The following is a 12,596-nucleotide window of genomic DNA, read 5'->3' as shown; positions in this document are numbered from 1 at the left end:
TGACTGGCCGGACCCCGCGATGGGCATCCGGCTCGACTGGCATGTAGGAAGGGCAGGAAGCGGCTTCAAGAGGGTCTTGAAGCTGGGCGAGTTCTGGAACTTAAGACAAGAAAAGCGACGAGAAATCCGTCAGCCGACGGAAATCGGATACCACTTGAACTGGGTCAGCGGGCGACCACGCAGGAAGTCCACCGCGTGCTTCGGCCCGACAAATTCCGGCGCAAGATTCACGCCCTGAGCTGCCAGCACCAGGGTCGAGTTCTTGAACAGCGGCTTCATCGCCGCGAGCGACCGCGACGCCATTTCGTCAGTCGCAATAGCGGCGTAAGAGACATAAATAATTGTGATGATCTCGTCGCCGAGTTTGATCGAGGCGGATTGATAGACCTGGGCCATGACCGCTCTTCTTTATCGATTCGATGCCAGATTAGCAGCAGTTCTACGTACAGCGTCACTAACGAATCGTAACATCAACCGCGCAGATAATGCGGCGCAAAAATTTGACAATTTATGCGGGTAATTGAAGGCTATGCCTTCCAACTTACACAAGTGGCTGCAGAGATGTTGAAACGCGCAAGCAAAGCCACAAAAGCAAAGGCGGCCGGGTAATCCCGACCGCCTTGCATTAACTGCAGACCGCGCGACTAACGCGCGAATGCAAAACTTACTTCTTCAGACCGAAGTTGCCGAACTTCTTCTTGAACTTCGCAACCTGACCGCCGGACTCATTCAGACGGGCCGGACCACCGGTCCAAGCCGGATGCGAGGTGGAATCGATGTCGAGCATCATCGTGTCGCCCGGCTTGCCCCAGGTCGAACGGGTCGTGTAGACGGTTCCGTCGGTCATCTGGACCTTGATTTCGTGGTAATCCGGATGGATATCGGGTTTCATAACAATCTCTCCTGAACCCGCCCGCCCGGGCAGATCCTCAAAATCCTCAATGGCGGGGCGTTATAGCCAGAACCGCCCTTTACCGCAAGGCCGAACGTCAGCCCGCGGCCGACTTTATGGCGAACAGGCTTCAAAAAAATGCCGGTTTTCCAGTCCCGAACTCGTTCCGCTGCGCGGCTCCGTCCTGACGCTCACAGGATACCTGAGGGAACGCAGACAAGCCGTTCGCGCACCGCATCCGAAACCTCGCTCTGGCCGACATTCCGGCCTTCGGCATAGACAGCGACCCGGGTCTGGCTGGTGTCTCGGAAATCGCGCGGCCGGCGCCGCTCCTCACGTTCGGCCTCTTCTTCCGGATGTCCGAGGGGTGCTGCGATCGAAAACCATGGTCCGGCCGCCGCGTCGAGGAAAGCATATTGCTCGATCAGACGTTGCTGCACCTGGCCGCCATAGACAACGCCGCTATAGACAACGTTGACGTCGAGTAGCAGGCCAACATCGTCACCATCCACTGGGATGTAGCTGACTGATGATGGGCCTCGCGGACATGCGCCGTGAAGCCGGCCATGCCGAAGCAGCATCGCCTGAGGTATTGCACACCACAGCTTGAGCTTGCCGTTGCGATAGAAGGATGGATCTGGCGAACGCCGTTCGACCATCGAGCCAATCATCAATCCGGTCTGCTCGCCACGTACCATCCCCATTCTCGTGGTCTGGCCGAAGGACGCGAGAACCACGATCAAGCCAGCGCAAAGCATCGGCCGTCTGCGCTAATAGCCGCGCCATCGTGAACATAAAGGGGGTATTTAGAGATAATATAAGTGGATCTACGTCTCGGTGCGACGTTGAGGCCCCGCACCCGCGTTGTGACTTATGCCAGCGGCGGCTATAACCGCCGGATATCATTAGCCAACAAGGTAGAATGACCGCCTCATCGCCCGAACAGAAACGCCCATCGCTAGGCGCGCTGCGGCGCATCTTCGCCTTCGTCGCGCCGTATCGCTGGGCCGTTGCGGGGGCCATAGTGGCGCTGACTGTTGCCGCCGGGGCGGTGCTGGGCATCGGCCAAGCCATTCGGCGGGTCATCGATGTCGGCTTCGGCGAGAATGGCGGCACCTATCTCGATCTTTATTTCGGCGCGCTGTTCGGCGTGGTTGCGGTGTTGGCAGTGGCGACTTTTGCGCGCTTCTACTTCGTTACCTGGCTGGGCGAGCGGGTGGTCGCCGATATCCGCAAGACCGTCTACAACCATGTACTGAAGCTCAGCCCGGCTTTTTTTGAATCGACCCGCACCGGCGAGGTGCTGTCGCGGCTGACCACCGATACCGAACTGATCCAGACCTTGGTCGGTTCGTCGATCTCGGTCGCGCTGCGCAATGTCCTGCTGTTCTTCGGTAGCGCCGTCCTGCTGATCATCACCTCACCCCGGCTGACGCTGCTGGTGGCGCTGGTGATCCCCTTCGTGATCCTGCCGATCGTGGTGCTCGGCCGACGGCTGCGCAAGCTGTCGCGCGAAAGCCAGGATCGCATCGCCGACCTCTCCGCTCAGGCAGGGGAAACACTGAACGCCATTACAACCGTTCAGGCCTATACTTACGAAACCCGCGAAGGCGCGCGATTTGCCGCCAACACAGAATCCGCCTTCCAGACCGCGCTGCGCCGTATCCGCGCCCGCGCCTGGCTCACGGCTTTGGTGATGCTGCTGGTCTTCGGCGCCGTGAATGCCGTGATGTGGATCGGCGGCAAGGCGGTGTTCGCGGGAGAGATGTCGGCGGGTGAATTATCTGCCTTCGTCTTCTACGCCGTGATCGGCGCGTCAGCCGTTGGCGCATTGTCGGAAATCTGGGGCGATGTGCAGCGCGCTGCCGGCGCGGCCGAGCGATTGATGCAGCTTCTGGCCACCGAGCCTTGTGTCCGTGCCCCCGCCACGCCGCTGCATCTGCCGGCCAAACCGTCGGGCCGCCTGCAATTCGAGAATATCCGCTTCCACTATCCCGCCCGTCCGCAGCTCCCGGCCGTGGACGGCTTGTCGCTCGATGTCGCGGCAGGCGAGACTGTTGCCATTGTCGGCCCATCGGGCGCCGGCAAGACCACACTGTTCCAGTTGCTGCTGCGCTTCTACGACCCTGAGGCCGGTCATATCCGCTTCGACGGCGTCGATATAACGCAGCTCGATCCGGTCGAACTGCGGCGCCATATCGGTTTGGTGGCGCAGGAGCCGGTCATCTTCGGCGCTTCGGTGATTGAGAATATCCGCTATGGCCGGCCGGATGCGACCGATGAAGAGGTCCAGGCCGCTGCCGAGGCCGCGGCCGCACATGGCTTCATTCAGAATTTGCCTCAAGGCTACGACACTTACTTGGGCGAGCGTGGCGTCCGCCTCTCCGGCGGTCAGCGTCAGCGGATTGCCATTGCGCGAGCGCTGCTGCGCGATCCGCCGGTCCTGCTGCTGGATGAGGCCACTTCGTCATTGGACGCGGAATCCGAACGTAAGGTACAGCAGGCTTTGGAACATCTGATGCAGGGACGCACCACCTTGGTGATCGCTCACCGGCTTGCCACCGTGCAAAAGGCCGACCGCATCGTGGTGATGGATCAGGGACGTATTGTTGCCTCCGGCTGCCACGAAAGCCTGATGGCCGAAGGCGGCCTCTATGCGCGTCTGGCGCGATTGCAATTCATGACGAGCTCAACCGATGCCACCGCGTAGACGCAGTTCATCCCAACCGGCGCAGCGCCGGCTCATGCGCTTCTGGTGGCGTTTCATCGCCATCGCGCTGGTGATCTATGTTGCCTATACGATCTGGCTGAGCGGCGCCTTCCGCAGCACCGAACCTTTCGTGGCTGGGCAATGTATCGCCGTCGAGGCGCCGGCTGGACCGGAGGACATGGCGATGCTGCCCGACGGCAGCGCGGCCATTCTTTCGGCGCAGGACCGGCGCAATCGCGAGACGCCGGGCGCGCTATGGTACTACGATCTGTCCACGTGGCCGGGCCAGCTGGTAAAGCTGGACACGCCTGCCTCTCTACCCTTCCATCCGCATGGCATGGCTCTGTTCCGCGGCGCGGACGGCCAGATCTTCCTGCACGTCATTAATCATCGCAGCGCGGATCGCCATACCGTCGAAATCTTTGCCTTGCTGGTACGCGACGGCCAGCCGCGTCTGCACCACCGGGGCAGCGTCGCCAGCGATCTGTTCGTGCATCCCAACGGCATCGCGGCCGCTGGACCGGAGGCCTTCTACCTCACCAACGATCGCGGCTCAGGTCCGCGCTGGATGCATATGGTAGAGAATCTTCTCCAACTCAGCCGCTCGACCGTAGTCTATCACGATGGCCGCGGCGCGCGCATCGTGGCCGACGACATTGCCTTCGCAAACGGCATCGAGATCACCTCGGACGGCAATTCCGTTCTGGTCGGATCGACCTTGTGGCGTATGCTGCTGTCTTACACGCGAGACCCCATTAGCGGCGCGTTGATCCGCAACGGAAGCCTGTCGCTGCCGGCGGGCCCCGACAATCTGCGGCGCGACGCCGATGGCAACCTGTGGATCGCTGCGCATCCGAATGCCTTAGCCTTTATCGGTCACGCGAACGATGCAGAAAAGGAAAGCCCAAGCCTGGTCCTGCGCCTCAGCCGCGACAGCCGCGGCGCGATGCGCCTGCAACAGGCTTTTGGCGATCCCGGCAGCCTGATCTCCGGCGCCAGCACCGCCGTGCATTATCAGAATCGCCTGCTGATCAGCGCCGTGTTTGAGCCTAAGCTGCTCGATTGCCAGTTCGATCCGGAGCAGTTGCGCGACGTGGAATAACGAGACCGCAACAGCGCGGTCAGAATTCATACGCGCTGCATTGATCCATCCGCAGCACGCTGTCCTGCCGGAAGCGAGCCTTGTACTCGTCGATGATGGCTGCCAGCTTGCCATCGATTGCTCCATCCCGCGGCCGAGCCACCATCAGAATATGGCTGTCTTCGCGTACCGCCGCGCCACTATCGCTCGCACGCCACGCACCCTGCGCTTCCAGCAGGGTAAAGCCATCGGGAAAGCGCGGCAGGATCGCCTCATCGACAAAGCGCGCCCAATCGGCTGCCTCCACCTTGCGGTCGCTGCCCATCGCCGTGCCAAAGACGAGGCTGGTGGTGCGCTGGCGGCAGAACGTGAGCGGATCGGACCAAAGATAGAGGCCTGCCGCCAGCAGGATGACGAGCGTTGCTGCCGCCAAGGCCAGAGCGCAGATCACCTGGGCCTGCAGCGAGCCGATGCGTTCGCCGATCTTGTAGAAAGCATCCTCGAACATCGCGTTAGCGCTCGGTGAGCTTCAGCTCGATCCGGCGGTTGCGGCGCAGCGCAATCTCGTCGTCGTTGGTGTCCAGCGGCTGGAATTCGCCGAACCCGGTCGCCGCCAGCCGCTCGGCCGGCACGCCCTGGGCGATGAGGAATTTCACTACCGACGTTGCGCGCGCGGTCGACAACTCCCAGTTGGAGGGGAATTGCACTGTGCGGATCGGCACCTTGTCGGTATGGCCATCGACGCGCAGTATCCATTTCAGGTCGGACGGGATTTTTCCGGCGATCTCGATCAGTGTCTTTGCCAGCTTGGCCATCTGCTCCCGTCCCTGCGGATTCAGTTCCGCCGAGGCGCTGTCGAACAGGACTTCCGACTGGAAGACGAAGCGGTCACCGACGATCTGGATGTCGCGGCGATTGCCCAAAGCCTGCCGCAGACGGCCGAAGAATTCCGAGCGGTAGTTGGTCAGCTCGTCGACCTTGCGCGCCAGCGCGGCATTCAGGCGGCGCCCCAGATCGGTAATCTGGGCCTGGTTGGCCTTGTCCTTCTCTTCGCTTTCACGAAGGATGCGCTCGATCTGCGCCAGCTGCTCACGCAGAGCGAGAATCTGACGGTTCAGCAGATCGACCTGGCTGCGTGCCTCGGCGCTCAGGCGCTTCTCCTGCTCCAGTTGCCCCTCGCTGGAAACCAGCTTGCCTTGCAGATCGATGATGATCTGGCTTTGCTCGGCCAGCTTCTTTTCGGCCTCATCGGCGCGCTGCTGTGCATCGGACAGTACGGCGGCCAGCTGATCCCGTTCGGCACTGATCGCGCTTAACGACGACTGCAACTGACCGAGATCGAGACGCAATTGAGCACTGGTTCGCTTCTCCAGCGCCAGTTGCTCGACTAGCCCTGCGATCTCCATGCGCAATTCGGCCAGCGCCTTGTCGCGGCCGGAAATGGCGTTGGCGAGAAAAAACTGCACCAGCACGAAAACCGCCAGCACGAAAACCACCACCATGAGCAGCGTGGACAACACGTCCACATAGCCCGGCCATGGGCCTGCGGTATGGGCTTCGCCGCGGCGTCGCGCAAATGCCATTCCCTATCCTTTCACCATTGCCATCGGATCCGCTCCGTCAGCGCCGGTTGTCCGCCATCGCGGCGATGGTGCGCGACAACAGCTTGATCTCGGCCCGCATGTCGTCGACCAGTTTGGCACGGCCTTGCGCTGCATCGTCGAGCAGGCGGGTCAGCAGAATGTCGATATTGCGGATATGGCCGCGGCTGGCGGCATCCATGCCGCCGGTTTCGGCACCCTGCGCCAGTTTGGCCAGGATCGGCTTCATCTCGATCTGATGCTCAGTGAGTTTGAGCAGCAGGCCCTGCTCGGCGCGCATCTGCTCGGTCAGCAGGCTAAGCTTTTCATTCAGCTGCATCAGCGCAGCGCCCGTGGAATTGCGACTTTCCTCGCTGCGCGCCATGGTGCGCTGCAGATTGTCGAGGCTGTCCGCGGTCTGCTCCAGCAGGGCCTGCACGTAAGCAGGCACCGAGTGATCGCCATCGGCAATCGCGCCGCCACCGATCCGGGTGAAGCTGGCCAGCCATTCCTCAAGGTCATTGAAGAAGCGGTTCTGCGCCTGCCCCGTCTGCAGATCCAAAAATCCGAGGATCAGCGAACCCGCCAAGCCCATCATCGAAGTGGAGAACGCCAGGCCCATGCCCGCCAGCGGTGCCTCGAGCCCGCCCTTCAGCCGCTCGAACAGGCCGTTGATGTCCTCAGCATTGCCAAGCGAGAGCGACGAGATCGTGTCGCTGACCGAGGAGATCGTCTCAAGCAATCCCCAGAAGGTGCCGAGCAGGCCAAGGAAAACCATCAGTCCGATGAAGTAACGCGAGATGTCGCGTGCCTCATCCAGCCGCGCGCCTACCGAGTCAAGCAGAGCTCTTGTCGCAGTCGTCGGCAGCGAGCCGCGCGGACCGCGGCTTTCCAACACCTTCACCAACGGCGCCAGCATATTGGACGGCTCGCCTACCCGTACCTGCGTCGCGGTGCGCTGCGCCTTCTGCCAGGCTTCCACCCAGTTGGCGTCCTGACCGATCATGATGACCTGACGAAAGGTGTATAGAATACCGAGCAGCAGCACGGCGGCGATCAGGCTGTTCAATGGCGGATTGGCCATGAAGGCTCGATAGAGCGGTGCGTGCAGCACTGCGACCACCGCACCAACCGCAATCAGAAATACCGCCATGCGGAACAGAAAACGACCCGGTTTCGTCATGCCTGCCATCCTTTACCGTTCTGCCTAGGGGCGGAATACGGCCTTTTTGCGGCACCTTGCCGACGCGACTCGCGGCAGGGCAACCCCAAAATAGCGTCTTTTCGCGCTCACCCGACAGCGCGCCGAAGCAAACGATTGCGGCAGGAACGGCGCCGACCGCCGGCGGTGCGGTCAGCGGCCGACCGGCGCGACCTCGACCCGGTCGGCAGGTGAGCCATCGGTCGGCGTGCCAAGCGCGCGCACATCGATGCGCGTGCTGCGGATTCCCTTGTCGATCAGATAGGCACGCACCGCGAGCGCGCGGCTCAGCGCCAGGCGCCGCGCGCCGCTGCCGCCATCGGCATTGCCGCCATCAGCATAGGCGCGGATCTGCAAGCGATCGTCCGTATTCGCGTAATGCTGCGCCAGAGCATCAAGCGAAGAGAGATCGGTGGTCGGCAACTCGCTTTGTCCGCCGGGGAAAGTAACGGTGACGATGCCGCTCTGGCTGCCGGAGGGTGCGGCAGGTACAGGCGGCGGAGTGACCATGGCGCTTTGCTGGTTGGCCGGAGCTTGGACTGCCGGCGGCTGGACCGGCGTAGGAGCAGGCGCCGGGCTGACGGGAGCCTGGCTGGCAGGAGCCTGACTGGTAGGAGCCTGGCTGGTAGGAGCCTGGCTGGTAGGAGCCTGGGGCTGAGCTGCGGCCGACGACTGGTCCGGCTGGCTGGCGCTTTCCTGGGCCGAAGACGCCGAAGACTGCGGCGCGGGCACCAGCGGCACCGGCGGCGTTACCGGGGTTGCCGCGGGCTGTTCGGCAGGGGTCGGGACGGAGGCCGTCGGCTGCTCCGTCGCGGGCACAACCGGCGTCGGCGCGGGGCTGACAGGCTGGCTGGGCGGCGGTTCGCTTACCGCCGGAGCCGGCGCGGGAACGGCAGACGGCACTGGCTGCTCAGTACGGACCGAGGCGGGGCGGGTTGCGGTAGATGAACGCGCCGGGCGCGGCCGGGCTGCGGCTGCCCGCTGGGCACTGGTTTCACCGATCAGCGGCTTCGGCGCCGGGGCTTCGCCTGGCAGCGGCGGACGACCGGAAATTGACGGAAAACTGGCCTGGCCGGAGGAGCCAAGCAGCGGCGCGCTGCCAAAGGTCCCGCCATAGGAGCCGTAGGTGGATGGACCGAGCTGATCCAGAGCTTGAGGATTGATCTGGACACTGCCACCGGCCTGGCCCCCGATCAGGGTCTGCGCCTGGGCCGGACCAAAGGCCATGGTCATCTGCGCCAGGCCGCTGGCCAGCAATACGATAACAAACTTCAATCTCAGCGGCTTTGCAGCCATTGGACCTGTCCCCCTAACCCCAACTGGGTCCGAACGATAGCGGAGGCAGGCGGGACCGACAACCCGGCATTCGATGAATCAATCAGTTGTGCGACGCGACGTCTCAGGCGCTCTTGGCCAGCAGCTTGAGCAGCGGGCCATGGAGAACGTCGTTGGCGGCTACGATTCCGCCGGTTTCGATCATGGTATCGCCGCCCTTCAGGTCGGTCACCATGCCGCCGGCCTCGCGGACCAGCACAATCCCGGCCGCAATGTCCCAGGGGGACAGGCCGGCTTCCCAGAACCCGTCATACCGGCCAGCGGCGACATAAGCGAGGTCGAGGGCGGCTGCGCCCATGCGGCGGATGCCGGCCACCTCCCCCATCACGCTGGTCATTTCCTTGAGGAACTGGGCGTGGCCGGGACGACCATGGAACGGGATGCCGGTGGCGAATAGCGCCTCGGGCAGCTTGCGCCGGGCGGAAACCCGGATGCGGCGCTCGTTCATATAGGCGCCGACCCCCTTCTCGGCCCAGAACAGCTCATCCCGGATCACGTCCAGCACGATGCCGGCGATCAGTTCGCCTTCGCGCTGCACGGCAATCGAAATGGCGAAATGGGGAATGCCGTGCAAAAAATTCGTCGTGCCGTCCAGCGGGTCGATAACCCAGTAGGTCTTGCCGTCCTTGGCCTCGATGCGGCCGGCTTCTTCCATGATGAAGCCGAAATCCGGGCGAAGCTTGGACAACTCCTGATGCAGGATCTTCTCGGCCTTCCGGTCGGCGGCCGAAACGAAATCGGCAGGTCCCTTCTTCGAGACCTGAAGCTGTTCGACTTCGTTGAAATCGCGGGTCAGGCTGCGCTGCGCTTTACGCGCCGCGTTCGCCATCGCATTGATCAGGGCGGATCGCAGGGCCATTGGATTTTATGCTCGTCTGGAAAGGGGGCGGACCCTATCAGCCACGGCCATGCTCGGCAAGCGCCCGGTTGAAGGCTTTCACCGCCGCCGCCGGGCCTTCCGGATGGCGCCACACGCCGGCGCTGACGGCAAGGAAATCAGCGCCCGCGGTGATCAGCGGCGCGCAATTCTCCACCGTGATCCCGCCGATGGCGACACAGGGGATTTCCATCAGCTCCGACCACCAGGCGAGGATTTCCGGCTCGGCCCGGGTTTTCGGCTGCTTGGTGTCGGTGGGATAGAAGGCGCCGAACGCGACATAATCAGCACCGGCCTCGCCCGCCTCCATCGCGAGATGGCGGGAATTATGGCAGGTGACGCCGACGATGCGATCCTCGCCAAGGATACGGCGCGCCTCCGCGTAAGGCGTGTCCTCCTGGCCGACATGGACGCCATCGGCGCCGAGCTTGACCGCCAGATCGGGCCGGTCGTTGATGAGGAAGGCTACGTCATGCTCGTGACAGATCGGCATCAGCACCTCAGCGGCACGGCGAAAGGCATTGTCCGATGCCGTCGCCTCTCCATCCTTCAGCCGCAGTTGCAGGCAGGCGACATCGCCTGCACTCAAAGCAGCCTTTAGGTCTTCCGCGAATGCCTTCGGCTCGATTGCCGGCGGGGTAATCAGATACAGACGCTGTTCAGGAGTTTTACTCATTTCACCGAACCGGCAATGAAACTCTTCAACGCATCCAGCGTCTCGTCGGGGCGCTCGCCCATCATCAGATGGCCGCAGCCCGGCAGCAGATCGAGACGCGCATCCTTGAAATCCTTCATCAGGCCGCGCACCGCCCGGGGCGACGTCATGATGTCGCGTTCGCCGGAGAGAATCTGCACCGGACATTGCACTGCTTTAACCGCCTCGGCGCCATTGCTGTAGTCGTTGCAGATGCGAAAGCCCAGCGCGAGGCATTCGCGCGGCGCGCGATCGACCAGCCGTATGCTGCCGCCGAGCAGATAGGAGCCCGGCACCTTGTTCCCGCCGATCTGGTTCTTCTTGGTGATCATCCAGTCGTTCATCAGCTCAACGACCGTATAGACACCGCTATCGGCCAGCTTCTGCAATTCCGGATTGACCGCCATAGGATAAGTGAAGCCCAGCAGCGACAGCTTCGCCACACGCTCGGGGTAGCGGGCCGCCGTTTCCAGCGCGATCAAGGCGCCCATCGAATGGCCGACCAGCGTTGCGGTCTTTATCTGCGCCGCATCGAGCAGCTTCGGCATCCAATCGGCAAAGGCCTCGATGCTCGTCAGCATCGGCCCTTCCGAGCGGCCATTGCCCGGCAGATCGAGCGCCAGCACCGAAAAGCCATGATAGGCGAACCAGCGTGTCTGCAACGCCCAGACCGTATGGTCGCAGGCGTTGCCGTGAATGAAGACGACGGCCGGCTTGGCCGGATCGAAATCCTTACCGCCGGTGGCGGCGAATACGCGCTTGCCCGCAACCTCGAGCCACATGCTGCGCTCCCTCTTCTTGTCCGGATTATTCGGCTGCCGCCTTGACAGCCTTCTGCACGGCACGCAGGGCCTGGTTCAGATCGTCGAGCAGATCCTGGGGATCTTCCAGACCGATCGAAAGCCGCACCAGTTCCTCGCCGATACCGGCCGCCTTCAGTTCGGCGGCGCTCATCTGCTGATGTGTGGTACTGGCCGGGTGGATCACCAGCGACTTGGCATCGCCGACATTCGCCAGATGCGAGAAGATCTGCAGGCTTTCGATCAGGACGCGGCCCGCTTCGCGCCCGCCCTTCACGCCGAAGCTGAAGATCGCGCCGCAACCCCTGGGCAGCAGTTTCTTTGCCAGTTCATGGTCGGGATGCTCGGGCAGTTCCGGATAGGACACCCAATCCACCGCCGGATGGCTTTTCAGGAAAGCGACGACCTTGCGCGCATTCTCGACATGGCGGCTCATGCGCAGATGCAATGTCTCGACGCCCTGCAGGATATGGAAGGCGTTGGTCGGCGACATGCAGGCGCCGAAATCGCGCAGCCCCTCGGCCCGGGCGCGCATGATGAAAGCGCTAGGACCAAATTCCTCGGCAAAGTCGAGACCGTGATAACCGGCATATGGCTCGGTCAGCGTCGGGAATTTGCCAGAGGCCTCCCAATCAAAGCGTCCGGAATCGATCAGCGCGCCGCCGATGGCCACGCCATGGCCGCCGAGGAATTTGGTCGCTGAATGCATCACCAGATCGGCGCCATGCTCGAATCCCTTGAACAGATAAGGCGTGGCGAAGGTGCAATCGAGCATCAGCGGGATGCCGGCATCGTGAGCAATCTTTGCCACTGCCGGCACGTCCAGCACTTCAAGGCCCGGATTGCCGAGGATCTCGCCAAAGACGAGCCGCGTCTCCGGCTTGATCGCCGCCTTGATCGCCGCATGATCGTGCGGATCGACGAAGGTGGTGGTGATGCCGAACCGCGGCAGCGTGTGGATCAGCATATTGTAGCTGCCGCCGTAGATATTGCGCGAGGCGACAATATGTCCGCCCTGCCCCATCAGGGTCGCGATGGCCAGATGCAAGGCTGCCTGGCCCGAAGCCGTGCAGACGGCACCGACGCCGCCTTCCAGCGCCGCCAGACGCTCTTCCAACACCGCCACAGTTGGATTGGATATGCGCGAATAGATGTGGCCGCCGCGTTCCAGATTGAACAGCGCGGCCGCATGATCAGTGTCGCGGAAGACATAAGACGTCGTCTGATAGATCGGGACGGCGCGGGCGCCTGTCACGGGATCAGGCTGCTGGCCGGCATGCAGGCTCAACGTATCGAAACGGAGGAATTTGGGTTCCATCGGATGTCCCTCCCTGATCTACGGGGGCAAGCCTACTACGAGGCAAGCCATAAAAAGTAGGCCGCCCCTTCCGGTTGGATGGGACGACCCCGAAATTTAGCCTCAAAC

The 12,596-nt window shown here is 62.7% G+C and carries 13 protein-coding genes; 2 read left to right on the top strand and 11 right to left on the bottom strand.

Annotated features, from left to right (window positions below; all coding sequences use genetic code 11):
• Positions 1–129: 129 nt before the first annotated feature.
• From Q0603_RS07015 to Q0603_RS07005, 3 genes are all read right to left on the bottom strand, one after another.
• Positions 130–396: a hypothetical protein gene (locus tag Q0603_RS07015; protein WP_298723992.1), complete on the bottom strand. Its 267-nt coding sequence runs from the start codon at positions 394–396 to the stop codon at positions 130–132.
• 268 nt (positions 397–664) lie between these two features.
• Positions 665–892 carry a 50S ribosomal protein L31 gene (rpmE, locus tag Q0603_RS07010; RefSeq protein ID WP_298723990.1) on the bottom strand — a complete coding sequence of 76 codons (228 nt, stop codon included), beginning with the start codon at positions 890–892 and terminating at the stop codon, positions 665–667.
• Positions 893–1,083: 191 nt separating this feature from the next.
• Positions 1,084–1,650 carry a hypothetical protein gene (locus tag Q0603_RS07005; RefSeq protein WP_298723988.1) on the bottom strand — a complete coding sequence of 189 codons (567 nt, stop codon included), beginning with the start codon at positions 1,648–1,650 and terminating at the stop codon, positions 1,084–1,086.
• 164 nt (positions 1,651–1,814) lie between these two features.
• Between Q0603_RS07005 and Q0603_RS07000 the strand changes: the two genes are divergently transcribed.
• Together Q0603_RS07000 and Q0603_RS06995 are read left to right on the top strand one after the other, a co-directional pair.
• Positions 1,815–3,602, top strand: a complete 1,788-nt coding sequence (locus tag Q0603_RS07000; protein WP_298723986.1) for an ABC transporter transmembrane domain-containing protein — start codon at positions 1,815–1,817, stop codon at positions 3,600–3,602.
• A gap of 34 nt (positions 3,603–3,636) precedes the next feature.
• Positions 3,637–4,704 carry a hypothetical protein gene (locus Q0603_RS06995; RefSeq protein WP_298723983.1) on the top strand — a complete coding sequence of 356 codons (1,068 nt, stop codon included), beginning with the start codon at positions 3,637–3,639 and terminating at the stop codon, positions 4,702–4,704.
• 19 nt (positions 4,705–4,723) lie between these two features.
• Here the strand turns inward: Q0603_RS06995 and Q0603_RS06990 are convergent, their stop codons facing one another.
• From Q0603_RS06990 to Q0603_RS06955, 8 genes are all read right to left on the bottom strand, one after another.
• Positions 4,724–5,191, bottom strand: coding sequence for a DUF3574 domain-containing protein (locus tag Q0603_RS06990; protein ID WP_298723981.1), 468 nt, complete (start codon positions 5,189–5,191; stop codon positions 4,724–4,726).
• Positions 5,192–5,195: 4 nt separating this feature from the next.
• Positions 5,196–6,266: a peptidoglycan -binding protein gene (locus tag Q0603_RS06985; protein WP_298723979.1), complete on the bottom strand. Its 1,071-nt coding sequence runs from the start codon at positions 6,264–6,266 to the stop codon at positions 5,196–5,198.
• Positions 6,267–6,303: 37 nt separating this feature from the next.
• Positions 6,304–7,446 (bottom strand): flagellar motor protein MotA, encoded by a 1,143-nt coding sequence (locus Q0603_RS06980; protein WP_298723977.1) that lies wholly within the window; start codon positions 7,444–7,446, stop codon positions 6,304–6,306.
• Positions 7,447–7,617: 171 nt separating this feature from the next.
• Complete coding sequence (locus Q0603_RS06975) at positions 7,618–8,760, bottom strand: OmpA family protein (protein WP_298723974.1); 1,143 nt, start codon at positions 8,758–8,760, stop codon at positions 7,618–7,620.
• A 103-nt stretch (positions 8,761–8,863) separates the two neighbouring features.
• Positions 8,864–9,658, bottom strand: coding sequence for an inositol monophosphatase family protein (locus Q0603_RS06970; RefSeq protein WP_298723972.1), 795 nt, complete (start codon positions 9,656–9,658; stop codon positions 8,864–8,866).
• A 37-nt stretch (positions 9,659–9,695) separates the two neighbouring features.
• Positions 9,696–10,352, bottom strand: coding sequence for a thiamine phosphate synthase (thiE, locus tag Q0603_RS06965; RefSeq protein WP_298723970.1), 657 nt, complete (start codon positions 10,350–10,352; stop codon positions 9,696–9,698).
• The gene (locus Q0603_RS06960; protein ID WP_298723968.1) at positions 10,349–11,152 is read right to left on the bottom strand and encodes an alpha/beta hydrolase; all 804 of its coding nucleotides are present in this window, start codon (positions 11,150–11,152) and stop codon (positions 10,349–10,351) included. The genes thiE and Q0603_RS06960 overlap by 4 nt, the downstream gene beginning before the upstream one ends.
• Before the next feature lie 25 nt (positions 11,153–11,177).
• Positions 11,178–12,488: an O-acetylhomoserine aminocarboxypropyltransferase gene (locus Q0603_RS06955; RefSeq protein WP_298723966.1), complete on the bottom strand. Its 1,311-nt coding sequence runs from the start codon at positions 12,486–12,488 to the stop codon at positions 11,178–11,180.
• Positions 12,489–12,596 lie beyond the last annotated feature (108 nt).

It is taken from the genome of uncultured Ferrovibrio sp. (assembly GCF_937960835.1).
Lineage (GTDB): Bacteria > Pseudomonadota > Alphaproteobacteria > Ferrovibrionales > Ferrovibrionaceae > Ferrovibrio.
This window is presented reverse-complemented; position numbering and strand designations above follow the sequence as displayed.

What these genes read in the sequence shown, in the direction of transcription:
- Q0603_RS07015 (WP_298723992.1), bottom strand. Translation starts at nt 396, where the DNA reads ATGGCCCAGGTCTATCAATCCGCCTCGATCAAACTCGGCGACGAGATC.
- rpmE (WP_298723990.1), bottom strand. Translation starts at nt 892, where the DNA reads ATGAAACCCGATATCCATCCGGATTACCACGAAATCAAGGTCCAGATG.
- Q0603_RS07005 (WP_298723988.1), bottom strand. Translation starts at nt 1,650, where the DNA reads ATGCTTTGCGCTGGCTTGATCGTGGTTCTCGCGTCCTTCGGCCAGACC.
- Q0603_RS07000 (WP_298723986.1), top strand. Translation starts at nt 1,815, where the DNA reads ATGACCGCCTCATCGCCCGAACAGAAACGCCCATCGCTAGGCGCGCTG.
- Q0603_RS06995 (WP_298723983.1), top strand. Translation starts at nt 3,637, where the DNA reads ATGCGCTTCTGGTGGCGTTTCATCGCCATCGCGCTGGTGATCTATGTT.
- Q0603_RS06990 (WP_298723981.1), bottom strand. Translation starts at nt 5,191, where the DNA reads ATGTTCGAGGATGCTTTCTACAAGATCGGCGAACGCATCGGCTCGCTG.
- Q0603_RS06985 (WP_298723979.1), bottom strand. Translation starts at nt 6,266, where the DNA reads ATGGCATTTGCGCGACGCCGCGGCGAAGCCCATACCGCAGGCCCATGG.
- Q0603_RS06980 (WP_298723977.1), bottom strand. Translation starts at nt 7,446, where the DNA reads ATGACGAAACCGGGTCGTTTTCTGTTCCGCATGGCGGTATTTCTGATT.
- Q0603_RS06975 (WP_298723974.1), bottom strand. Translation starts at nt 8,760, where the DNA reads ATGGCTGCAAAGCCGCTGAGATTGAAGTTTGTTATCGTATTGCTGGCC.
- Q0603_RS06970 (WP_298723972.1), bottom strand. Translation starts at nt 9,658, where the DNA reads ATGGCCCTGCGATCCGCCCTGATCAATGCGATGGCGAACGCGGCGCGT.
- thiE (WP_298723970.1), bottom strand. Translation starts at nt 10,352, where the DNA reads ATGAGTAAAACTCCTGAACAGCGTCTGTATCTGATTACCCCGCCGGCA.
- Q0603_RS06960 (WP_298723968.1), bottom strand. Translation starts at nt 11,152, where the DNA reads ATGTGGCTCGAGGTTGCGGGCAAGCGCGTATTCGCCGCCACCGGCGGT.
- Q0603_RS06955 (WP_298723966.1), bottom strand. Translation starts at nt 12,488, where the DNA reads ATGGAACCCAAATTCCTCCGTTTCGATACGTTGAGCCTGCATGCCGGC.